Annotated in this window: 18 protein-coding genes; 5 read left to right on the top strand and 13 right to left on the bottom strand. The window is 72.3% G+C overall.

From position 1 onward, the window contains the following. Positions 1–149: 149 nt before the first annotated feature. The 5 genes from ACFFF6_RS11965 to ACFFF6_RS11945 all read right to left on the bottom strand — a co-directional run bounded on the left by ACFFF6_RS11965 (position 150) and on the right by ACFFF6_RS11945 (position 8,579). A complete protein-coding gene (locus tag ACFFF6_RS11965; protein ID WP_376980983.1) occupies positions 150–1,070 on the bottom strand; it encodes an alpha/beta hydrolase in 921 nt (306 codons plus the stop codon). Positions 1,071–1,075: 5 nt separating this feature from the next. Next, positions 1,076–1,951, bottom strand: a complete 876-nt coding sequence (locus ACFFF6_RS11960) for a carbohydrate ABC transporter permease (RefSeq protein WP_376980987.1) — start codon at positions 1,949–1,951, stop codon at positions 1,076–1,078. A gap of 65 nt (positions 1,952–2,016) precedes the next feature. Then, on the bottom strand, positions 2,017–2,994 hold the full coding sequence (locus ACFFF6_RS11955) for an ABC transporter permease (protein ID WP_376980981.1): 978 nt from the start codon (positions 2,992–2,994) through the stop codon (positions 2,017–2,019). Positions 2,995–3,025: 31 nt separating this feature from the next. Further along, entirely contained in the window at positions 3,026–4,705 is a 1,680-nt protein-coding gene (locus ACFFF6_RS11950; protein WP_376980979.1) for an ABC transporter substrate-binding protein, read from the bottom strand. 520 nt (positions 4,706–5,225) lie between these two features. Next, a complete protein-coding gene (locus ACFFF6_RS11945; protein ID WP_376980977.1) occupies positions 5,226–8,579 on the bottom strand; it encodes an endo-1,4-beta-xylanase in 3,354 nt (1,117 codons plus the stop codon). Positions 8,580–8,989: 410 nt separating this feature from the next. Here ACFFF6_RS11945 and ACFFF6_RS11940 point away from each other — a divergent pair, with 410 nt between their 5' ends. Then, positions 8,990–10,027, top strand: coding sequence for a LacI family DNA-binding transcriptional regulator (locus tag ACFFF6_RS11940; RefSeq protein ID WP_376980975.1), 1,038 nt, complete (start codon positions 8,990–8,992; stop codon positions 10,025–10,027). A 39-nt stretch (positions 10,028–10,066) separates the two neighbouring features. On the opposite strand, the gene ACFFF6_RS11935 is transcribed toward ACFFF6_RS11940, so the two are convergent. The 6 genes from ACFFF6_RS11935 to ACFFF6_RS11910 all read right to left on the bottom strand — a co-directional run bounded on the left by ACFFF6_RS11935 (position 10,067) and on the right by ACFFF6_RS11910 (position 15,481). After that, positions 10,067–10,765 (bottom strand): nucleotidyltransferase domain-containing protein, encoded by a 699-nt coding sequence (locus ACFFF6_RS11935; protein ID WP_376980973.1) that lies wholly within the window; start codon positions 10,763–10,765, stop codon positions 10,067–10,069. Between the two features lie 70 nt (positions 10,766–10,835). Next, positions 10,836–12,020 carry a Cmx/CmrA family chloramphenicol efflux MFS transporter gene (locus tag ACFFF6_RS11930; RefSeq protein ID WP_376980972.1) on the bottom strand — a complete coding sequence of 395 codons (1,185 nt, stop codon included), beginning with the start codon at positions 12,018–12,020 and terminating at the stop codon, positions 10,836–10,838. 302 nt (positions 12,021–12,322) lie between these two features. Then, positions 12,323–12,784 (bottom strand): hypothetical protein, encoded by a 462-nt coding sequence (locus tag ACFFF6_RS11925; protein ID WP_376980970.1) that lies wholly within the window; start codon positions 12,782–12,784, stop codon positions 12,323–12,325. Between the two features lie 27 nt (positions 12,785–12,811). Further along, positions 12,812–13,501, bottom strand: coding sequence for an NUDIX hydrolase (locus ACFFF6_RS11920; RefSeq protein WP_376980968.1), 690 nt, complete (start codon positions 13,499–13,501; stop codon positions 12,812–12,814). A 139-nt stretch (positions 13,502–13,640) separates the two neighbouring features. Further along, entirely contained in the window at positions 13,641–14,303 is a 663-nt protein-coding gene (locus tag ACFFF6_RS11915; protein ID WP_376980966.1) for a pentapeptide repeat-containing protein, read from the bottom strand. After that, positions 14,300–15,481: an ATP-binding protein gene (locus ACFFF6_RS11910; protein WP_376980964.1), complete on the bottom strand. Its 1,182-nt coding sequence runs from the start codon at positions 15,479–15,481 to the stop codon at positions 14,300–14,302. The genes ACFFF6_RS11915 and ACFFF6_RS11910 overlap by 4 nt, the downstream gene beginning before the upstream one ends. 198 nt (positions 15,482–15,679) lie before the next feature. On the opposite strand from ACFFF6_RS11910, the gene ACFFF6_RS11905 reads away from it, so the two are divergent. Further along, positions 15,680–16,381: a DUF899 family protein gene (locus ACFFF6_RS11905; protein ID WP_376980962.1), complete on the top strand. Its 702-nt coding sequence runs from the start codon at positions 15,680–15,682 to the stop codon at positions 16,379–16,381. Positions 16,382–16,416: 35 nt separating this feature from the next. Here the strand turns inward: ACFFF6_RS11905 and ACFFF6_RS11900 are convergent, their stop codons facing one another. Next, complete coding sequence (locus ACFFF6_RS11900) at positions 16,417–17,265, bottom strand: fumarylacetoacetate hydrolase family protein (protein ID WP_376980960.1); 849 nt, start codon at positions 17,263–17,265, stop codon at positions 16,417–16,419. Positions 17,266–17,541: 276 nt separating this feature from the next. On the opposite strand from ACFFF6_RS11900, the gene ACFFF6_RS11895 reads away from it, so the two are divergent. Next, the gene (locus tag ACFFF6_RS11895; protein WP_376980958.1) at positions 17,542–18,303 is read left to right on the top strand and encodes an SDR family NAD(P)-dependent oxidoreductase; all 762 of its coding nucleotides are present in this window, start codon (positions 17,542–17,544) and stop codon (positions 18,301–18,303) included. Positions 18,304–18,411: 108 nt separating this feature from the next. Here the strand turns inward: ACFFF6_RS11895 and ACFFF6_RS11890 are convergent, their stop codons facing one another. Beyond that, the gene (locus ACFFF6_RS11890; RefSeq protein ID WP_376980956.1) at positions 18,412–19,236 is read right to left on the bottom strand and encodes a class I SAM-dependent methyltransferase; all 825 of its coding nucleotides are present in this window, start codon (positions 19,234–19,236) and stop codon (positions 18,412–18,414) included. 272 nt (positions 19,237–19,508) lie between these two features. On the opposite strand from ACFFF6_RS11890, the gene ACFFF6_RS11885 reads away from it, so the two are divergent. After that, on the top strand, positions 19,509–20,150 hold the full coding sequence (locus ACFFF6_RS11885; protein ID WP_376980955.1) for a bifunctional 4-hydroxy-2-oxoglutarate aldolase/2-dehydro-3-deoxy-phosphogluconate aldolase: 642 nt from the start codon (positions 19,509–19,511) through the stop codon (positions 20,148–20,150). Then, positions 20,147–21,118: a sugar kinase gene (locus ACFFF6_RS11880; RefSeq protein WP_376980953.1), complete on the top strand. Its 972-nt coding sequence runs from the start codon at positions 20,147–20,149 to the stop codon at positions 21,116–21,118. The genes ACFFF6_RS11885 and ACFFF6_RS11880 overlap by 4 nt, the downstream gene beginning before the upstream one ends. Positions 21,119–21,158: the final 40 nt, after the last annotated feature.

The raw sequence follows: 21,158 nt of genomic DNA, 5'->3' as shown, positions 1-21,158 counted from the left end.
CGACCGCGGCCGGGGCCGCGGCGGCGAGGCCGGCGAGCACCGTGCGGCGGCGCGGCCCGGGGGCGGGGGTGGGATGGGTGGACATCATCGTCCGTCCTTTCCGAGGCGGAGCCTCGATGGTGGTTCTCGGGTTCCGGCACAGGGCCGGCTCAGGCCCCCTGCGCCGAGGGCACGGGCAGGGAGAGCCGCGTCTGGAGCCAGGCGGCCGCCAGCCGCGTCCATGCCGCGGCCGGCGGCACGATCTGGGAGTCGAGGCGTGCGGTGGCCTGCGTCGCGAGGGACAGGTCGTGGTCGCCGCCTTCGAAGACGTGCAGCTCGAAGGGGATCCCCTGCCGGGCGAGGGCGCGCGCGAAGCTCAGCGACTGTTCGACGGGGACCAGGGCATCGGCCGCGGTGTGCCACAGGAAGGCGGGCGGGGTGGCCGCGGTGACGTGCAGCGCGGGGCTGACCTCCCGCAGCAGGGAGTCCGACGGGTCGGTGCGGCCGAACAGCGCCATGGAGGCGGCGTCGTGGGTCCGCGGGGCTCCGCCGTCGCCCGGGGCCGGGGCCTCGTGCAGGAGCGGATAGTCGGTCATGGGGTAGCCCAGCACGAGCGCCGCCGGCCGGACCGGAGTCCCGCCCGCGGCCTCGACGACGGCCCGGTCGTCCCAGCGGGTGCCGTACATCGCGGCATTGTGCCCGCCGGCCGAGAAGCCGGCCACGGCGATGCGGTCCGCGTCCACGAGCCACTCCTCCGCGCGGTCGCGGATGATGCCCATCGCCGCGGCCACATCGTGCAGCGGGGCCGGATGGATGCTCCGCTCCCGCCGCTCGATGCGACCGCCGTCGAGGAAGCCCCAGTCGCCGTGGACCGAGTACCGCAGCACGAAGGCGTGGTAGCCGAGCGCCGCGAAGGCGAGCGCGACGGGCTCGCCCTCACGGTCGGAGCAGCCGATGTACGCGCCGCCCGGCAGCACGAGGACCGCCGGGCGGCGCCGCCCCGCGAGAAGCTCCGGGGAGTCCTCGAGCACGTACGTCGTCACGGTGACGTCGTCACGGCCCGCACGGACCTGGATGCTCTCGTGATGCATCGGTCTCAGCCCTTCACGGATCCCAGCATGACGCCGGAGACGAAGTAGCGCTGCACGAAGGGGTACACGCACAGGATCGGGATCATGATCAGCAGCATCGTCACCGACTGGATGTTCGCGGTGATCGCATCCGCCGTCGATCCGGAGGCCGCCGCTCCCTCCGTCGTCGCGGTCGAGGCGCCGGCGATGAGGTTCCGCAGGAACAGCGTGACCGGGAAAAGATCCTTCCTGTCCAGGTACAGGAACGCGCTGAACCAGTCGTTCCAGTACTGCACGGAGTAGAACAGGATCATCGTCGCGAGCATCGCCTTCGACAGCGGCAGCACGATCCGGAAGAAGATCCCGAACCAGGACAGCCCGTCGATCTGCGCCGCTTCCTCGAGCTCTCCCGGAAGGTTCTCGAAGAACGCCTTCATCACCAGCAGGTTGAACACGGACAGGGCGGGCGGAAGGATCACCGACCACATCGTGTTCTTCATGCCCAGCGAGGAGATGAGCACGTAGTTGGGCACGATGCCGCCGTTGAAGAACATCGTGAACACCGCGATGCCGATGAGCACCCCGCGCCCCTTCAGGTGCCGCTTCGAGAGGACGTACGCATAGGTCGTCGTCAGCGCCATCGCGATCACGACCCCGATCACCGTGTACAGGACGGTGTTGCCGTAGCTGCGCCAGAACTCGCCGTTGCCGGCGACGGCCCGGTAGGTGTCGAGGTTGAAGCCGACGGGCCACAGGCTGACCTTGCCGGCGTTGATCGCCGCGGCGGAGCTGAAGGACTGCGCCACGAGGATCACGAAGGGATACAGCATGACGATGCACACGAGCACCAGGCACGTGATGTTGAGGACCGTGAAGACCCTGTAGGAGCGCGAGTCGCGGATCCGCGAGGCCCCGCTCGCGGCATGGGCGGGAGCGGCTGCCCGCTCCTCGGTCGTGAAGGCGTCGATCACCACAGGCTCGTCCCCACCAATCGCTTCGAGATCTGGTTCGCGGCCATGACCATGACAAATCCGATGATCGCCTGGAAGAGTCCGATGGCCGCCGCATAGCTGAGATTGTTCGAGACCAGGCCCACCCGGTACAGATACGTCGAGATGACATCACCGGTCGAATAGACCATCGGGTTGTACAGCAGCAGGACCTTCTCGAATCCCACGTTCAAGAACGAGCCGATGTTCAGGATCAGCAGGGTCACCATCGTCGGCCGGATCCCCGGGAGGGTCACGTGCCAGGTCTGCTGCAGCCGGTTCGCGCCGTCGATCCGCGCCGCCTCGTAGAGGGAGTCGTCGACCGCGGTGAGCGCGGCGAGGTAGAGGATCGTCCCCCAGCCGACGGTCTGCCAGGCCTCGGAGATCACGTAGATCCCCCGGAAGAACTCGGGCCGCTGCGTGAACGCGATCGCGTCCCCGCCGAGCACCTCCACGATCTGGTTGACGGTGCCCTGCAGCGAGAGCAGCTGGAAGACCATGCCGACCACGATCACCACCGACAGGAAGTGCGGCAGGTACGAGATCGACTGGACGATCCGCTTGAAGTGCCGCTGGCGCACCTCGTTGAGCATGAGCGCGAGCACGATCGGCAGCGGGAAGCAGACGACCAGGGTCATCGCTCCGATGATCGCCGTGTTCGCGAACACCTTCCAGAACGCAGGATCATGGATGAACATCTCGATGTAGAACGTCCCGACCCATTCCTCCCCGAAGATGCTGCCTCCGGGGCGGAATCGGCGGAACGCGATGACGTTCCCGAGCATCGGCAGGTAGCGGAAGATCGCGAGGAACAGAAGGGGGAGGACGGCGAGCGCATACAGAGGCCAGTCCCTCCGCAGGGTGCGCCGCCACCCCCCGGGCCGACGGGCAGGCGCGGGGGCAGGGAGCGCCCTCGCGGCCGGACTCGCCTCCGGCAGGGCGTCGATGCTGGTCATGCGGGGCCTCCCGAGAGCGCGAACATCACGGTCAGCCGTTGTTCTCGACGAAGCGAGCACGGGCCCCGTTGATCAGCTCGACGTAGCGCGGAAGCCCGGCGGCCTCGAGCTCGGCGACGAAGGCGTCCCACTGCTCCATGGGCCGCTCGCCCATGATGAACTGGAGCGTCGCGGTGTCGACGGCGTCCTTGAGCGGGGTCGCCAGCAGCGAGGACTGCTCGAGCTCGGTCTCGTCCAGCGGCGCCGGAGGGAAGGGGTCCCTCGGGGTGCGTGTCGTGAGCACGTCGTCGATGTACTGCACGAACGCGGGCGTGCTGTAGGACTCCTTGAGGGCGCGGGATTCCGTCGCCTCCGCCGGGAACGTCGAGAACCCGAGGTCGATCTTGATATCCGTCCCGGCGCCCGTGTTGATGTCGAAGTCGTCCAGGGAGAAGCCGTCCTTCAGAGCGATCGTCCCGTCGTCGTCCTTCGTGTACGTCTCGTCCTCGATGCCCCAGCGCAGCATCTCGCGGGCGGCGGGGTTGTAGTACAGCCAGTCGAGGAACTGGAGGGTCGCCAGGAAGTTCTCGGATTCGGCGACCTTCGAGCTGAGCATGAATCCGTGCCAGAAGTTGCGCGGCTCGACGTGATCCCCGGCGGGGCCCGCGGGCGGCGGGACGAGGACGACCTCATGGTTGCCCTTCCCCGCGGTCTCGTCGAGGGCCTGCGAGAACTCGATCGCCGTGCCGGAGGAGCCGGAGGCCGCGAAGCACAGGTCCTGCGCGAACTTCTCGCTCACGCTCGCGGCGCCGGTGCCGTCGTTCGACGCCGTCAGGGACTCGCGGTCCAGGAGGCCGTCAGCCACGAGCCCGCGGAAGAAGTCGACCAGCTCCCGGTACTGGTCGGTGGTGGGCGCGTAGACGAGCTCATCGCCGTCGCCGCCCACCATGCCGCTGCCGAAGCCCCAGCCGGCTCGGGTCCCGAAGGCATGCGCGGCGTAGTTGAGCATCGACTGGGACTCGAAGCCGTCGGCGAGCGGGGTCGAGTCCGGATACGCCTGCTTGAGGGCCGCCAGCGCGCTGCGCAACTCCTCCCACGTGTTCGGCATGCCGCCGGCGACGGACTCGAAGACGTCCTTGCGCAGCACGAGGCTGAACACGGGGACGGAGACCTCCTGCAGACCCGGCAGCATGTAGGCCTTGCCGTCGGCCTGCTTGATGTTGTCGATCATGTCGCCGAGGTCCCACTGCGCGACGTACTTCGCGAAGTTCGGCATGTGCTCGATGTAGTCGCTCATCGGGAGGACGGCGCCGGAGGACACGAAGGGGGTCTCGTCGCCGGTGTAGATGAGGGGGATCAGGTCGGGGGCGTCTCCGGCGCTGATGAGGAGGCTGCGCTTCTCGACCGCGTCGCTGTAGGGGATGTGGGTCAGCTCGAGGGTGACACCGGTGAGCTCCTCGATGCGGGAGAAGATCTTCCACGTGTCCTCGACGGGGACATCGGGCCAGTCGGTCCACAGCATGGTGAGGCTGAAGGGTTCGGTCGCGGTGAACTGGGCGTCGGCGGCGAAGTCCTCCATCGCACCGACACCCTGGGCCGCGAGGTCGACCTCGGCGTCGCCCCCTCCGCCGCCGTCGCCGCAGGCGGCCAGGGCCACGGAGGCGAAGGCCGCGGCGGAGAGGCCGACGACGCTGCGCCGGCTGGGCGTGAACGGGAAGCGGGTGGTGGTCATAGCCGGCTCCTGGTGAGGACGGGCGCGCCGCGAGAGCGGCAGACGCTGGATGATCTGTCGGGACTGCTGGGTCCGCACCCGACGCCGCGGCGATACGGTGCGGACGCAGAGGGTCGAGCTCCTGCAGGTGGTCGGTGGCGAGCGGTGTCAGCTGCGACGCCGTCCCGTCTGGTGGGGGATGCCCCACCCTCCTACCGAAAGTTTCATCTTGATTTCGATGTACCGATAAATTACGAGCTTCTGGCGATGGCGTCAAGAGGGGTGAGTCATGAATCGATTCCTGAGCCCCGCCATCACAACCATCGCGTGACCTGCATCTATGCATGCCATGCCGGCTCAGACCTCCGGACGGGACGAGCTGCCCGCGGGTCACACTTCGATAACACGACCGGATACGTCTCGAAACTAATTTCGAGATCCACGGTCCCCTGGGCACGACGGATCGGCCCGTCCTGCCCCGACGACTCGGAAGCACGACGGACCGACCGTCGCCCGTGGTCTCAGCTGCGACGCACGGCGTTCAGCTCTCCTGAGCCCGCAGCGCCTCCTCCACGGCGGCGAAGGCGGGCTTGCGGCGCCCGGCCTCGTCCCGCAGCAGCGCGGAGCCCTCGCCGGGGAAGAACCCGGGGACCCAGGAATGGGAGTCGAGCACGCCCCAGACGGTCAGCGAGGTGAAGCCCGGGGTCGCCCGCGCCGCCCCGACCAGCCGCCGGTACCAGCGGACCTGCTCCTGCTCGTCCGCCGGGCTCAGGCGCCCGTCCTCGTCGACCGACCCTCGGACGTCGACCTCCGTGAGCGCCGTGGCGAGCCCCAGATCGGCGAAGCGCCGCAGATTCTCCGCGAGGGTGTCCGGGAACGGCTGCGTGAGACTCAGGTGTCCCTGGACCCCGAAGCCGTGCACGGGCACCCCCTGGGCCAGGAGCTCCTGCAGCAGACGCAGGTTCGCATCGGACTTCTGCCCGATGCCCTCGACGGAGTAGTCGTTCAGGAACAGCAGCGCCTCCGGGTCGGCCTCGTGCGCCCAGCGGAAGGCATCGGCGAGGATCCCCGGGCCCAGGCGGCGCAGCCAGATGTTCTGCTCGAGCCGGAGCTCGCCGTCCTCGTCGCGGATCAGCTCGTTGGCCACGTCCCAGTGCCGGATCCGGCCGCGGTAGCGGCCCACGACGGCGGCGATGTGCTCGTGCAGGATCTCCCGCAGCTCCTCGTCCGTGAACTCGCCCTCCTCGAGCCAGGCCGGGTTCTGCGAATGCCACAGCAGCGTATGGCCGCGGACCTGATGGCCATGGGCCTCGGCGAAGTCGACCACGGCATCGGCCGGGCCGAAGTCATAGGTCCCGCGGGCGGGATGGACGACCTCCCATTTCATCTGGTTCTCCGGCGTGAGGGAGGCGAAATCACGGTCCAGGATCTCCCGGAAGAGCGGGTCCTCGAGCACCTCGTCGGCGATGCCGCGACGGTGGCCGCCGCCCGCGACCGCCGCCCCGATGGGGATCCCCGCCGCCTCCGCGGTCGCGCGCAGCCCGACCTGACCGGCATCGGCCGGGCGCACCACCCGCACGGGCGTCTCCATCACGCGCTCGATCCCCTCGATGTCCCGCACGGGCCCCTCGATGCGGAAGGAGCCCTCGAGGGCGCGGTCCTCGCTCGACGAGCCCAGACGCACCACGAGCTCGCCCGGCTCGACGATGCGGCGCAGGTCGGGTCCGGTGAAGGAGGTGCGGTCGGCATGGAGCGTGAACTCGACGCGCGCGCTCTCCCCCGCCTCGAGGGCGATCTTCGCGAAGCCGACGAGCCGCTTGAGCGGCCGGACCACCGAGGCGACCGGGTCGCTCAGATACAGCTGGGCGACCTCCTTGCCGGCGCGGCCGGAGGTGTTGGTGACCGTCGCGGAGATGACGACCTCGCCGTCCGGTGCGATGCTCTGCGCGGAGATCCGCAGATCGGAGTACTCATAGGAGGAGTACGACAGGCCGTGCCCGAAGGGGTACAGCGGCTTCGGGTCGAGGGTGGAGATGCCGTCGCTCTCCCAGGCCAGCACGGGGGCGAGATAGGTGCCGGGCTGGCCGCCCACGTGCGCAGGGATCCCCACGGGCAGACGGCCGGAGGGGTTGACGCGGCCGGAGAGCACGCCCGCGATCGCCGCCGCGCCCTCCTGCCCGGGCATGAAGGCCTGCACGATCGCGGCACAGCGGTCCGCGACGGCACCGAGGGCGTAGGGACGGCCCGTGACGAGCACGAGCACGACGGGAGTGCCGGTGTCGAGCACGGCGTCCAGCAGCGCGCCCTGGGCGCCGGGCAGCGAGAGGTCCACGACGTCGCAGCCCTCGCCCGACGTGCCTGCGCCGAACAGACCGGCCTTGTCCCCGACGGCGAGGATCGCGAGGTCCGCGGACGTCGCGGCGGCGACGGCCTCGGCGATCCCGGAGGGGTCCGGGTCCACGAAGTCCGTACCGCGCACGGTCTCGATGACGGCGTCCGGGAGCTCGGCGCCCAGGGCGGTGGCGAGGTCATCCATCGGCACGGAGGTGCCGGCGTCGGAGAGGCGGGACAGGACGTGGTTGGTGAAGCTGTAGCAGCCCAGGAAGGTCCGCGGGTCGGTCGCAGCGGGACCGATGAGCGCGACACGGGATGGACCGTCCGTCGGCTGGAGCGGGAGGGTGCTCTCCGCGTTGCGCAGCAGCACGATCGACTCCTCGGCGAGGGTGCGCGCGAGCTCATGATTGCCGGTGGAGTCCAGATCCGCAGCGGGGTCCCCGGCAGCGGTCGCGTCGAACTCCGCATCGAGCAGGCCCAGCTCGACCTTCTGCGTGAGCACGCGGCGCACGGCGGTGTCGAGGACCTCGAGCTCGAGCTCGCCCGCGGAGATCGCGGCGGGCAGCTCGACGAAGCAGCTGGTCTCGGGGAGCTCGACGTCCATGCCGGCGCGCAGGGTCGCGACCGCGGCCTCGCGGGTGCTGCCGACGACGCGGTGCATGGACTGCAGGAAGTTCACGGCCCAGTAATCGGAGACGACGGTGCCCTCGAAGCCCCAGGTGCCGCGCAGCAGGTCCGTCATGAGCGCGCGGGAGGCGGCGGGCGGGATCCCGTCGATGTCGGCGTAGGAGTTCATGACCGCTCCCGCCCTCCCCAGGCGCACGGCCATCTCGAAGGGGACGAGGTCCACATCGGCGAGCTCCCGGGGGCCGATGGAGACGGGGGCGTGGTTGCGTCCGGCCCGGGAGGCGGCGTGGCCGGCGAAGTGCTTGAGAGTCGCGATGATCCCGGATTCCTGCAGGCCGCGGACGTACTCGGTGGCGAGGGTGCCGGTGAGGAAGGGATCCTCGCCCATGGTCTCCTCGATGCGGCCCCAGCGGTAGTCGCGGACGATGTCCAGCACCGGGGACAGGGCGAGATGGGTGCCGATCGCGCGCATGTCCGCGCCGATGCGCCGAGCCATGGCGCGCACGAGCTCCGGCGCGAAGGAGGCGCCCCAGGCGATCGCGGCGGGGTAGGTGGTCGCGCGGTGGGCCATGAGGCCGGTGAGGCTCTCCTCGTGGGCGATCGCGGGGATGCCGTGCCGGGATCCGGCGATGACGATGCGCTGCAGCTCACGCAGGTGGGCGACGCCGTCGGCGACCTCGAAGGGGGCCGATCCGAAGGCGCGGGTGATGTGCCCGAGCCCGTTGCGGGCGGCCTCCTCGAAGGGGTCGCGGCCCTCCTCGAAGGTCGACTGCATGGGGGCGAAGCCGCCGGCGTCGCCCAGCTCCGGGCGCTTCCAGTAGCTGCCGAGCTGGGCGACCTTCTCCTCGAGGGTGAGGTCGGCCAGCAGCGCCTGGACCCTCTCCTGCACGGGCCGGGCGGGGTCGTTCCAGACGGGGGTGGTCGAGGTGGGCATGGCATTCCTCCGCTCGGGCGGGACAGCACGGCACGCGCGTCCGGCGGCGGGCCGCATCGCCCGTGCCGCCTGAAATCTGTCCCGAAACTTTTATCTACCTAGAGCCTAGATGGTCGAGCGGATCGGGTCAATCGCCACGCCATGGGCTTATTTTGCATCGAAACTTTCGTCAGCCATCGGCCGCCCGCCGGATGTCGACCGACCGATGCCCGAGGGGTATCCGCAACGGGTCCTCGCCATCCACCGCTCGGCCCGGCGGCGACGGCCGCGGTCGCGACGTCCCGGAACGCATCCGGCGGGTCCGGACGCCGCGTGCGGGCGAGCGCATCCGCTTGACGCACGGCATGTGAACGTTGACACTCGATACGCCGCCCCGTCCCCGCACCGGGGCCAGCCCAGGAAGGCCCGTCATGTCGCAGACCCCCCGCCGCCCGTCGATGACCGACGTCGCCGATCGTGCCGGGGTCTCGTACCAGACCGTCTCCCGTGTGCTCAACGCCCCCGAGCGCGTGCGGCCCGAGACGCGCACGCGCGTGGAGGCCGCCATCGCCGAGCTCGGCTTCACCCGCAACCGCGCCGCCCGCGCCCTGCGCACCACCCAGTCGCGGATCATCGGCGTGCTCACCGACGGCTCCGCGCTGTACGGACCGGCCGCGACCCTCGGCGCCGTCGAGTCCGCGGCCCACGCCGCGGGATACGCGACCCTGCTCTCCTCCGCCGACCCGCGCGGCGCGGCCGGTGAGCGCACGGGACAGGAGCTGCTGGAGAGCGGGGCCGACGGCATCATCGTCATCGCCCCGCACGAGGGCATGCTGCCCACCCTCGCGGCGATCGCCCGCACGACCCCCGTGGTCTCGGTGACCGCGGGCGCCCCGCCCCTGCCCGGGGTCACCATGGTCGCGGTCGACCAGGCGCGCGGGGCCCGGGACGTGGCCCAGCACCTCGCGGAGACCGGGCGGAGCCGTGTCGTCCACCTCCAGGGCCCGGCCTCGTGGTTCGACGCGCGCGGACGCCGCGCCGGATTCGTCGAGGCCGCGGCGGCGCTCGGGCTGGACGCCGAGGTCGCCGCGCCCGGTGACTGGTCGGCCGAGGCCGGAGCCGCCTACGGCGAGCGCCTCCTGCGCGGTCCCCTGCCCGATGCCGTCTTCGCCGCCAACGACCTCATGGCCCTCGGCCTGCTCCACGTCCTGAACAGCCACGGCGTGCGCGTCCCCGAGCAGGTCGCCGTCGTCGGCTTCGACGACGTCGCCGGAGCCGCGTTCTTCACCCCGGCGCTCAGCTCCGTCCGCCAGCCCTTCGACCGCCTGGGCGAGGCGGCCGTCGCCCGCCTGCTCGCCGGCTTCGACGCCGGGGCCTCCGCCCCGAGCGACCGCGGTCCCACGGCGCCGGCCGGGCTCGCCCCCGAGCTGATCGTCCGGGAGTCCTCCCGCCTCGCCCCGACCGCGTGAGCACCGGCCCGGACGGGCTGCGCGCCCGGTCCCCGGGTCTCAGCGGACGAAGCCGCCCTGGAGCCGCCCGCCCGCGACGTCGAGCTCGATCCGCGCCGCGGCGGCGAAGGCGTCCAGATCCCCGGCGAGGTACGGGGCGGCCAGCTGCTCGGCGCGCGCGGCGTCCCATGCCCGCAGGGCACGGGCGAGGTGCTTGCCGGTGCCGAGCCACCGGCGGTCCGACAGCAGCACGATCGCGGCGATGCGCTGGAGCAGGGCATCGGCGATGATCCGTCGCTCGAAGGGATCGCGGGCATCGGCGAGATCGTCGAGCAGGTCGGTCGCGGCATACCGATGCAGATCGATCGTGTGCGGGGACGCCTCCGGCCCCCGGGCCAGGATCGGCCCCCATCGGCCCTGGAGCGCGGCGAGCCCCGGACCACCGCGCAGGACGATGCCCTCGATCAGCATGCGGACGATCACCGGACGCGCCTCCTCGACCCCGCGCCGCGCCCACCGCTCGAAGCCCTCGGCCGTGTAGGCGAAGACCTCGATCGGCTCGCCCTCGCATGAGAAGGTCGCGGCGAGGCTGTCCGCCTCCTGCCCCAGGAACCCGCCGCCGCCCAGCAGCAGGAGGTCGATGTCGCTGGTCGCGGTGCGTTCCTCACGGGCGGTGCTGCCCGCGACGATCACGGACTCCGCCATCGGGAAGCGCTCGTCGACGAATCGCAGGACCGTGGCCTCGTATCCGGTGCGCATGCGGCCAGGCTACGCCCGCCGGGCCGGATCGTCCCGGCCGCATGCCGACCGAGATCGGCGGCGAACCGCGTCACCGGCTCCGTGCGGACGCGGCGGCGGTCCCGTCGCCCCGGGCCCGCCGGAGTGCGAGGAGCGGCAGCGCGATCCCGCTCAGCACCGCGGCCACGGCGATCGGCCCGAGCGGCCCCGACCCGGCCGAGAGGCTGAGGGCGCCGAGCACCGGGCCCGCCGCAGCACCGGTGTTCAGCGCCGCGGTCGCATACGAGCCCGCCATCGTGGGCGCCCCCGCCGCCTCGCGCAGGATCCCCGCGATGAGCGTGCTGCCGACCGCGAAGGACAGCATGCCCAGGAGCAGGACGCCGAGCAGGAGCGGCACCGGATGCCGGGCGAGGTGCAGGAGCAGCACCCAGCCCACCACGAGAAGCGGGCTCGCCACGGCGAGCACCGCCCCCGGGAACCGGTCGGAGAGCGGCCCCGCGAGCATCACGCCGAGGAAGGAGCCGATCCCGAACAGGACGAGCGCCGCGGGGACCCAGGCGTCCGCGAGCCCTGCCACGTCGGTCACGATCGGGGCGAGATAGGTGAACGCCGCGAACGTCCCTCCGTTGACCAGCGCGCCCAGCAGCATCGCGAGCACCAGGCGCGGGGAGCGGAGCCGGGCGAGCTCGGCGCCGAGCGACGGCCCCGTCGACCGCTCCCCGCCGAGCCCGGCGTCTCGACGCACCCCCAGCAGGACCCCGGCGATCGCCGGCAGGCACAGGAGCGCGATCGCCCAGAAGGTGGCCCGCCAGCCCAGCATCGTGGCCAGCAGCGAGCCGGCAGGGACACCGATGACGGTGGCCAGCGTGGTTCCGGCGAGCAGCACGGCGATGGCGCGGCCGGTGCGATCCGCGGGGACGAGAGACGCCGCCGTGCTCAGGGCGACGGCGAGGAATCCCGCGTTCGCGAGCGCGCTGAGGATGCGCAGGAGCAGGAGCGGGGCGAACACCGGCAGGAGCGCCCCGGCCGCATGGCAGACGGCGAAGGCGAGCAGGCAGAGGAGCAGGGCGCTCCGGGCAGGCCACCGGCGGGCGAGGGCCGCCGTCGTCGGCGCGCCGACGACCATGCCGATCGCGAAGGCGGAGGTGAGCAGGCCGGCGGTGCCGATGCTGACGGACAGGTCATCGGCGATCGCGGGGAGCAGACCCGCGAGCATGAACTCCGAGGTGCCCATGACGAAGACGGCGAGGGCGAGCAGGAGGAGGGTGAGGGGCATCGAGGGCTCCGAAGGACGAGAACACGGATGGGGCTTCTCGTCACCACGGCCAGCGGCCGCCTCAGGATGCGCGCACGTCCTCGAGGACGCGGGCGGGGATCAGCGGAGCAGGGGGCTGGCGGGGTGACCGGCAGCCCCGGACCTGTCTGATTCCGGGCTCGACATGCTCTCGAGCCTATCGGACGTTCCCGCGGGAACGTCTCACGATTCTCGGGGCCTCGCCGCGGGGACCGAGGAGCTCAGCCGATCAAGGGGAGGACGACCGGAGGTCCGTCCCCGATCCGGATTCGGGGAGCCCGTCGTCAGCGCGGCCGTGAACGCACCGGCTGGCTCAGCACCACGTAGATGCCCGCGCCCAGCAGCGCGACCGCGCCCCGCACGGATCCGGAGATCGAGATCAGCGCCGACAGCAGGGCCATCTCGAGCGACGCGGAGCCGGTGGTCGGCACAGCGAGAAGTCCGGGGAGGACGAGGAACCCGGCCGTCCCCAGCACGAGTGCGAGGACGAGGAGCCGATGGCTGCGCGGGCGCAGCATCGGCACGAGGAGGCCGGCGGTGTACGGCATGCAGCCCAGCAGGTTCAGCAGCCACAGCGGCGGAACGCCCAGCTGCGCGGCGGCCCCGCCGCGCAGTATCGCCTCGAGCGTCGTGAGCGCGAGAACGGCACCGCTGACCAGCAGCGCCGCACGGCGGATCCGCGGGCGGCCTCCGCCCAGCCGCGACAGCCACGGAGACGCTCCGTACCGCGCGCGGGGTTCGCTCACCGGTGCGCCGCGGCCGCGCTGGCCGCCCTACTCCCCACCGCGCAGCAGCGGCGGGTTGAGGATCGCGCCCTCGCCGGCGCTGAACAGGCGGGCGGGGCGGCCGCCGGTGCCGTCGGTCTGCTTGCCGAGGTCGACCACGAAGCCCGGGGACCGGGTGGCCTTGCGGTGGAAGTTGCCCGGGTCCAGGCTCGTCCCCCACACGCTCTCGTAGACGCCGCGCAGCTGGGAGATCGTGAACTCGGCGGGCAGGAACGAGGTCGCGAGCGTCGTGTACTCGAGCTTGGAGCGGGCGCGCTCGACCGCGGCGGTGAGGATCTCGGCATGGTCGAAGGCGAGCGCACCGGCATCGATCTCCGCCAGGTCCCAGAAGCGGGCATCGGCCGCGCCGTCGCCGGAGACCGGATCCGGCAGGTTCGCGCCGAGCGCCATGTGGACCACGGAGATGACGCGTCCTCGCGGGTCGCGGTCCGCATCCCCATAGGTGCGCAGCTGTTCGAGGTAGGTGTGCTCCCGTCCCAGCGATGCCTCCGAGTCGAGGACCCGGTGCGCCGCGGCGAGCAGGTCCTCCTCGGGGCGGACGAAGCCGCCGGGGAGGGCCCATGCACCCGCGAAGGGCGCATCCTCGCGCTGGACGAGGAGCACGCTGAGCTTTCCGCCGCGCAGGGTCAGCACGACGAGGTCGACGGCGACGTCGAGGGGAGCGGCCGCGGCATCCATGGGCACACCCTACCCGGAAGTTGTCATCGTGACGGGAAGTCGCCGCGGTGCTTCGCGAGATCCGGCCCCGGGCTGCGCGAGCGTGCCCGGATGAGCATGATCCAGGGCGTTCCCGGGCAGATGACGAGCCGCGGGGCCCTCAGTCCTCGACGCGGATCCCCAGATGTGCGGCGAAGGAGGTCGCGAGCTCGACGGCGCGGGCGCCGTCGATGGTCGCTCCGCGCAGGCCCTGCAGGTCATCGACCTCGACGAGCTGGAGCCCCCGCAGATCCACGTCCTGCAGCCGCGACTGCCGCACGCTCAGGCGCTCCGTGCGGCATCCCTCGAAGGCGAGACGGGTCGCCCGTGCGCCGCCCAGGTCGACCTCGGCGATCGTGCAGTCCTCGAACAGGACGTTCTCGAGCTCGGCACCGCGCAGGTTGATCCAGTCGACCTTGCAGCCCACGAACCGCACGGAGCTGAGCGAGGACTCGTACACGTCCAGCGCTCCGATCCGGGAGCCGTGGATCTCGACGTCCCGCAGCACGGCTCGCGACAGGTTCAGCACGGACGCGTCCATCCGTTCGATGCGGGTCTCGAGCAGGCGGGAGGAGCGCAGGTCGGTCTCGTGCGCGGTGACGCCGAGCAGCGCGCATTCGGACAGGACGACGCCGGACAGGTCCCGCTGCGAGAGGTCCTCGCCCTCGAGCAGGAGCCCTTCGTGCATGCCCTCCCCCTCGAGCGCGGTGGCGGGCGCGGGGGACAGATCGTGCAGCACGATCCGGTCGATGACCGGGGCCTTCGTGCGGGCGAGGCGTCTCATCGGCGTCGTGCCTCCTGTGATCGGGAGCGGGTGCGGCGGACCGTGACATCGGGCGGGGAGTCCGGCCCGGGATGCTCCTGCCGCCGCAGGAGCAGGGAGTCGCGCAGGTAGGGCAGGGAGAAGCGGACGTAGCCGCGGCCGGCCGGCTCGATCAGGTCCTCCTCGATGAGGCGGCGCCGGTACACGGACTGGTAGCCGTGGTCGCGACCCAGGCGACGGCCGATCTCCGCCGTGGAGCTGGGGCCGTCGTCCTCGAGCATCGCCTCGAGGTAGGCGAGCTTTCCCGGCGCGATGCCCCGCAGCGCCGGGCCGTGGACGTTCATGTGCATCTGCCGGATGGCGCTGCCGCGGGTGCGGGCCACGTCCTCGAGCGCGATCTCCTCCGCGTCGGCGCTGTTCTCGAAGGCCTGCGCGCCCACGTACTGGATGAGGTACGGGTAGCCGCAGGAGATCTCCCCGGCGAGGACCGCGGCCTCGGGGCCGATGCGCTTCGCGGTGCCCGCCACGGTCAGGCGGATCGTCTCCGCGGCGGTGCCGAGGTCCACCGTCCCCAGCTCGACGCGATGTGCGCGGCGCAGGAACGTCGCCTTGTCCTTGCCCAGCAGCGCCTCGATGCCCGAGCGGATCCCCGCGCCGACGAAGGCGACGGGCCGTCCCGTCCGCACCAGATCCTGGTACAGCTGGGTGACGCCCGCGAGCTCGTCGAGGTCCACGGACTGCACCTCGTCCACGCTCAGGAGCAGACCCCCGCCGCTGCCGCCGGCGAGCTCCGCGAGACGCGCGAGCGCCGTCGCCGTGGTCATCTCCCCTGCGTAGCGGTCCACGCGCTCGGTGCGCACCGAGCCGATGCTCGCGATCCCCCCGCCGCTGATGCGCAGGTCCGAGGCCTCCGGGTCGACCTCCCGCAGGCGTTCGAGGACCAGCTCGCGCAGCTCCCCCGCCAGGGAGGGCGCGGCCGTGTGCAGGCGCAGCACCTCCCAGCCCTGGTCCTGGGCGATCATCTCCATCTCCGTGAGCAGCACCGTCTTCCCGGTCCCCCGGGCGCCGGAGATGAGGGTCGAGCGCTGCTCGCTGCCGGGATGGTCCTCCAGGGCGTGCTCGAAGGAGTCGAGGGCGAAGGACCGCCCGGCGAGCGCCACGGGGACGGCGCCGAACGAGGGCCGGAACGGATTCTCCACGACGACTCCTGGATCGGGGCGGGCAGGCTCCCCCGATCGTGCCACAGGGCGCGGACACCCGGACCGCGCGCCCCTCGCCTCTCCCACGGCCTCCCCCTCCCGGAGGCCGATGCCCTTGACGCCTCCCCTCCGCCGCCCTACCGTTCCCGCACGGACGCGGCGAAGCCCCCGCCGCCTCGAGGCACCCGGAGGTGCACCATGACCGATCCGACCCCCTCCCCCGCCCTCCCGGCCGTCGTCGACCTCGAGACGTGGCGCGCTGAGCTCGCCGCGCTGCGGATCCGCGAGAAGGCCGCGACCCGGGAGCTCGACGCGATCGCCGCGCAGCGCCGACGCCTGCCGATGGTCGAGCTCCCGGAGATCACCCTCGAGTCGCCCGCCGGACCGGTCCGCCTCGTCGACGTGTTCCGGGGCGCCTCGCAGCTGATCGTCTACCACCACATGTGGCATCCGGGCGCGGAGTGGCAGTGCGGCGGCTGCACGAGCTACACCTCCCAGTTCACGCGCCTGGACTTCCTCGAGCGGTACGACGCCCGGTTCGTGGTCGTCACGCAGGGGCCGATCCAGGAGGCCCTCGCCTATCGGGAGAAGGTCGGCAACCGGATGGAGTGGTACTCGACGGCGGACAGCCCCTTCGGCACGCTCATGGACGCGCCGCCCGGCGGGGGCTTCATGCTCACCGTGCTGCTGCGCGAGGGCGAGCGCATCTTCCGCACCTGGTCCACGACCGGGCGCGGCATCGAGCAGCTCTCGCACACGTTCCCGCTGATCGACGTCCTCCCCTACGGCCGCCGGGAGGAGTGGCAGGACTCCCCCCAGGGCTGGCCGCAGACCGAGGCCTACGCCGGCTGGCTCGACTCCCCGGACATCGCCCGGCTCTACGGGCCCGCCGGATCCTGAGCATCACCGGCGTCCCTGCGCCAGGAGCCGCCGGATCAGGCGGGCACGAACTCCGACCGCTGCTCGCCCAGCCCTTCGATCCCGATCTCCACGACATCGCCCGCGGCGAGGTACGGGAAGCGGCCGGAGAGGGCGACGCCCTGCGGGGTGCCGGTGTTGATGAGGTCCCCGGGCGAGAGCACCATGTACTGCGAGAGGTGCTGGACCAGCTGGGCGACGGTGAAGACCATGTCCGCGGTGCTCGAGTCCTGGCGCGCCTCGCCGTTCACGCGCGACCACAGGCGCAGAGCCTGCGGGTCGACATCGGCCGCCGGGACCAGCGCCGGGCCCACGGGGTTGAAGGCCTCGGCGCACTTGCCCTTGGACCACTGGCCCCCGGACTGCTCGATCTGGAAGTCACGCTCGGACACGTCGTGGCTGGTCACGTACCCGGCGATGACGTCGAGGGCGTCCTGCTCGGTCTCGAGGTACTTCGCCTCCCGGCCGATCACCACACCCAGCTCGACCTCCCAGTCGACCTTCTGGGCGCCGCGCGGGATCGGCACCTCGTCGAAGGGGCCCACCACGGTGTTGGGGTGCTTGAAGAAGATGATCGGCGTGGTGGGCGGCTCGGCCCCGGACTCGGCCGCATGCGCGGCGTAGTTCTGGCCGATGCAGATCACCGCGGCGGGCCGGGCGATCGGCGAGCCCACCCGCTGGGACTCGGCCCCCTCCCACACGGGCAGCTCCCCCGCCGCGAGCTTCTCGCGGACGTGGGCGATGCCGTCCGCGGCGAGGAAGTCGCCGTCGATGTCGCCGGTGATCGAGTCGAGGCGGTAGGTGACGCCGTCCTCGACGACGGCCGGCTTCTCCGCTCCGCGGGGTCCGAGTCGGCGCAGCTCCATGGGTTCCTCCTGATGATCGGCCCGATGATTCAGGCCGGATGGTCGGTGACGGCGTCCAGTCTGACATGCACGGATGGGGCGTGACCACGGCGACCGGTGCGTGGGAGCGCTCGGGGCAGGAGCACCCGGGGTGTGACGCGGCAGGGGGTGGACGTCGATTCATCGGATGATTGCGGGTATCGTGCGGAGCGCAGGACCGAGCGGCCCCGCTCCCCGCGACCGCGCCGCCTCTGCCCGCATCGGCCCATCTGCCCCGCCCGCACAGGAGGACTCCCCATGACCGCAGCCCCCGCCCCCGAGTTCGACGGCATCCGCGCCCTGGTCACGGGCGGCGGCTCCGGGATCGGCGCGGCCACGGCGAACGCCCTCCAGGCCCGTGGCGCCCGCGTCGCCGTGCTGGACCTGGACCCCTCCGGCGCCCCGGAGGGCACGATCGCGATCGCCTGCGACGTGTCCGATGCCGCCGCCGTCGACGCGGCCGTCACCCGCGCCGCACAGGAGCTGGGCGGACTCGACGTGGTCATCAACAACGCCGGGATCGGCGCCCAGGGCGACGTCGCCGCGAACACCGACGAGGAATGGCTGCGCGTGCTGGACGTCAACGTCGTCTCCGTCGCCCGCGTCTCCCGCGCGGCGCTGCCCTACCTGCGCGAGTCCTCCTCCGCCGCGATCGTCAACACCGCCTCGATCGCCTCCGAGCTGGGTCTTCCCGACCGGGTGCTGTACTCCGCCTCCAAGGGCGCGGTCGCCTCGATGACGCTCGCGATGGCCGCGGACCTCGTCGGCGAGGGGATCCGCGTCAGCGCCGTGGTCCCCGGCACCGCGAACACCCCGTGGGTGGGGCGGCTCCTGGACGCGGCCGATGACCCCGCCGCCGAGCGCGCGGCCCTGAACGCCCGACAGCCGCACGGACGCCTGGTCGAGCCGGAGGAGGTCGCCGAGGCGCACTGCTATCTCTCCTCCCCCCGCAACCGCTCCACGACCGGCGTGCTTCTGCCGATCGACGGCGGCATGACGGGCCTGCGCACGCGGCAGTGAGCCCCCGGGGCGGGAGCAGAAGGTCCTCCCGCGGCACCCCGCCCGCCCATGTGCACGCGAGGTGCCGCTGAGGAGCCGTCCGCTCCCGCCGCTCCCGGAGCCGACTCTTCAGCGGCCGTCACGACGACGCGCGAGGACGTAGACGGCGCAGCTGGCGAAGGTCAGCAGACCCTCGGGTCCGGCCGCGGCACGCCCGCGCCGGCGCAGCTCTTCCTCGAACCGCGCTCGCACGGCGGGGGACTGCGCGAGGTACGTCGCCCCCGGCGTCGCGACGCCGCCCCGGATCCCGGCCAGCAGATCCTCGACCGCGATGCGCCACTCCCACCGCAGCTCCTGCGCGACGAGGATCTCGAGACCCGTCCCGCGGGCGAGCCCGGCGAGCCCCTCGGGAGAGCGGGGGAAGTCGAGCTCCCGCGGCAGGCGCGCCGGCGGCAGGGCGATGACCTGTGCGGACTCGAAGGCGTCGCCGACAAGCTCCGTCCATCCACCGCCTCCGGGAGGCCAGATCGTCATCCCCGTCCGTCCGCCCGGACGGAGGACGCGCGCGATCTCCCGCACGCAGTCCGCGGGCCGGGCGACGTGGTTGATGACGAAGTTCGCGGCCACCGCATCGACGCTCCCCGCCTCGAGCGGGAGGTCCGGCAGCGCCGCCTCGAGCACCCGTGCGGAGGGGGCCGATGCCTCGTCCTCGTGGACGAGGCGATGCCCCGCGCCGAGGACCTCGCGAGCACGGGCGACCATCTCCGGGGAGGCGTCGACCGCCGTCACCGAGCGGCCCTGATCCCGAGCGCGCAGAGCGAGCCCGCCGGTCCCGCAGCCGACGTCGAGCAGCATCCCTGCAGGCAGATCCCCCAGCAGACGGTCGACTGTGCCCGCGCACAGGGTGCCGAAGGATCGTTCGTACGCCTGCACGGTCTCGTCCCAGCTCGCCATGGCTTCACGCTACCGACCCCGCGGGCGGGAGCAGAGGGGCCTCCAGCGGCGTTCCGCCTGCCCATGCGCGCGCCGGGCACCGTGGGGCGACCGTCTGCTCCCACCACCCCCCGTCCGCTCCCGCCCCCCGTCCGCTCCCACCATCCCGCCCTGTCCGCTCCCCACCTGCATCTCCCTCCCCCGCATCCCGTCCGACCAGCGGCGCAGGATCGCCGGCGGGGGCTCGGGGCCGTAGGCTCGCGGGGGACAGACGCTTCGACGAGGAGGACCCTGTGGCCCCGCGCAACCCCATCCCCCCGCTCACCGCCGCCTCGGGTCTCGTGGTGGTGATCCGCGGACGCGACGCCTCCCAGTATCCGGAGGTCATCGACACGCTCGCCGAGGCCGGAGTGAGGAGCGTCGAGCTGACCCTGTCGACGCCGAAGACCCTCGACGTGCTGCCGGAGCTCGCCGAGCGCTACGGCGAGGGCATGGACGTGGGCATCGGAACGGTCACCTCGCGCGCTCAGCTGCTGCGCGCCCTCGACGGCGGCGCCCGATACATCGTCACGCCGGTGACGAACGTGGAGCTCGTGGAGACGGCCGTCGCCTCCGGCGTCCCGATCCTCCCCGGCGGCCTCACCCCCACGGAGCTGTTCTCCTCATGGTCGGCGGGGGCATCCGCGGTGAAGGTTTTCCCGGCCGGCGTGGTCGGCCCCGGATACATCAAGGATCTGCGCGGCCCCTTCCCGGACATCGAGGTCGTGCCCTCCGGCGGTGTGGACCTCGACTCTGCGCAGGCCTGGCTGCGGGCAGGCGCGGCGGCGGTCAGCGTGGGCGGCCCGCTGCTGGGCGACGCCCTGAAGGGCGGCTCCCTCGCGGAGCTCGCCGCCCGGGCCCGGGACTTCGTGGCCGCCGTGGGCGAGGCCCGATGAGCCCGCGGGTCGTCACCGCCGGGGAGACGATGGCGCTGCTGCGCTCGGAGGGCCTGGGCTCGCTCGCGCATGCGCATGAGCTGACGCTCGGGATCGGCGGGGCGGAGTCGAACCTCGCGATCGGCTTGGCCCGCGCGGGCCTCGACGTCACCTGGGTCTCCCGGGTGGGTGCCGACCCCCTCGGCGAGAGGGTGCTGCGCGAGATCCGCTCCGAGGGAGTCCAGGTGCGCGCCGCGATCGACGACGCCGCGCCCACGGGCCTCATGATCAAGGCGAGGCCGACCTCGATGACGACCACGGTCCAGTACTACCGAGCCGGCTCCGCGGCCTCTCGCCTGTCCCCCGCGGACCTGCCCGATGCGCTGCTCGAGGCGGCGGATCTGCTGCACGTGGGCGGGGTGACGACGCTGCTGTCGCCGGAGGCCGCCGCGACGGTCGAGGACGCCGTGCGCCGGGCCCGGGCCGCCGGGACGACCGTGAGCTTCGACGTGAACCATCGTCCCTCCCTCGCCCCGCCCGGCGGGGTCCGCGACCTCTACACGCGTCTCGCGGCGGAGGCGGACCTCGTCTTCGGCGGGCTCGAGGAGCTCGCGCTCATCGCCCCCGAGGACGCGGATCCGCAGGATGCGGAGGCGCTGCTGCACGCGGTCGCGGATCTCGATCGGCGGCCCGGCCGCGAGATCGTCGCGAAGCTCGGGGCCGAGGGCGCCATGAGCCTCGTCGACGGCGTCCTCACCCGTCACGACGGCTTCGCGGTCCCGGTGGTCGACACGGTCGGGGCCGGGGACGCCTTCGTCGCGGGCTACCTGGCGGCGCGCCTGACCGGCGGCGATGCGCAGGCACGGCTGCTGCGCGGCAATGCGCACGGGGCGATGCTGTGCATGTCCCCGGGCGACTGGGAATCGGCCCCGCGGCCCGCGGATCTGGACCGCTTCCTGCGCCCCGACGCGGATCCCGTGCATCGCTGAACGGCTGGGCACCCGCTGGACCTCCGCTGATCACGGGCCC

This window comes from Brachybacterium hainanense, assembly GCF_042434575.1.
Lineage (GTDB): Bacteria > Actinomycetota > Actinomycetes > Actinomycetales > Dermabacteraceae > Brachybacterium > Brachybacterium hainanense.
The sequence above is the reverse complement of the archived record's forward strand: the minus strand, read 5'-3'. Positions and strand labels throughout refer to the sequence as shown.

Coding starts and splice junctions, on each gene's coding strand:
- ACFFF6_RS11945 (WP_376980977.1), bottom strand. CDS start 8,579: ATGCCCACCTCGACCACCCCCGTCTGGAACGACCCCGCCCGGCCCGTG.
- ACFFF6_RS11950 (WP_376980979.1), bottom strand. CDS start 4,705: ATGACCACCACCCGCTTCCCGTTCACGCCCAGCCGGCGCAGCGTCGTC.
- ACFFF6_RS11880 (WP_376980953.1), top strand. CDS start 20,147: ATGAGCCCGCGGGTCGTCACCGCCGGGGAGACGATGGCGCTGCTGCGC.
- ACFFF6_RS11935 (WP_376980973.1), bottom strand. CDS start 10,765: ATGCGCACCGGATACGAGGCCACGGTCCTGCGATTCGTCGACGAGCGC.
- ACFFF6_RS11895 (WP_376980958.1), top strand. CDS start 17,542: ATGACCGCAGCCCCCGCCCCCGAGTTCGACGGCATCCGCGCCCTGGTC.
- ACFFF6_RS11965 (WP_376980983.1), bottom strand. CDS start 1,070: ATGCATCACGAGAGCATCCAGGTCCGTGCGGGCCGTGACGACGTCACC.
- ACFFF6_RS11890 (WP_376980956.1), bottom strand. CDS start 19,236: ATGGCGAGCTGGGACGAGACCGTGCAGGCGTACGAACGATCCTTCGGC.
- ACFFF6_RS11920 (WP_376980968.1), bottom strand. CDS start 13,501: ATGGATGCCGCGGCCGCTCCCCTCGACGTCGCCGTCGACCTCGTCGTG.
- ACFFF6_RS11930 (WP_376980972.1), bottom strand. CDS start 12,020: ATGCCCCTCACCCTCCTCCTGCTCGCCCTCGCCGTCTTCGTCATGGGC.
- ACFFF6_RS11940 (WP_376980975.1), top strand. CDS start 8,990: ATGTCGCAGACCCCCCGCCGCCCGTCGATGACCGACGTCGCCGATCGT.
- ACFFF6_RS11915 (WP_376980966.1), bottom strand. CDS start 14,303: ATGAGACGCCTCGCCCGCACGAAGGCCCCGGTCATCGACCGGATCGTG.
- ACFFF6_RS11905 (WP_376980962.1), top strand. CDS start 15,680: ATGACCGATCCGACCCCCTCCCCCGCCCTCCCGGCCGTCGTCGACCTC.
- ACFFF6_RS11955 (WP_376980981.1), bottom strand. CDS start 2,994: ATGACCAGCATCGACGCCCTGCCGGAGGCGAGTCCGGCCGCGAGGGCG.
- ACFFF6_RS11900 (WP_376980960.1), bottom strand. CDS start 17,265: ATGGAGCTGCGCCGACTCGGACCCCGCGGAGCGGAGAAGCCGGCCGTC.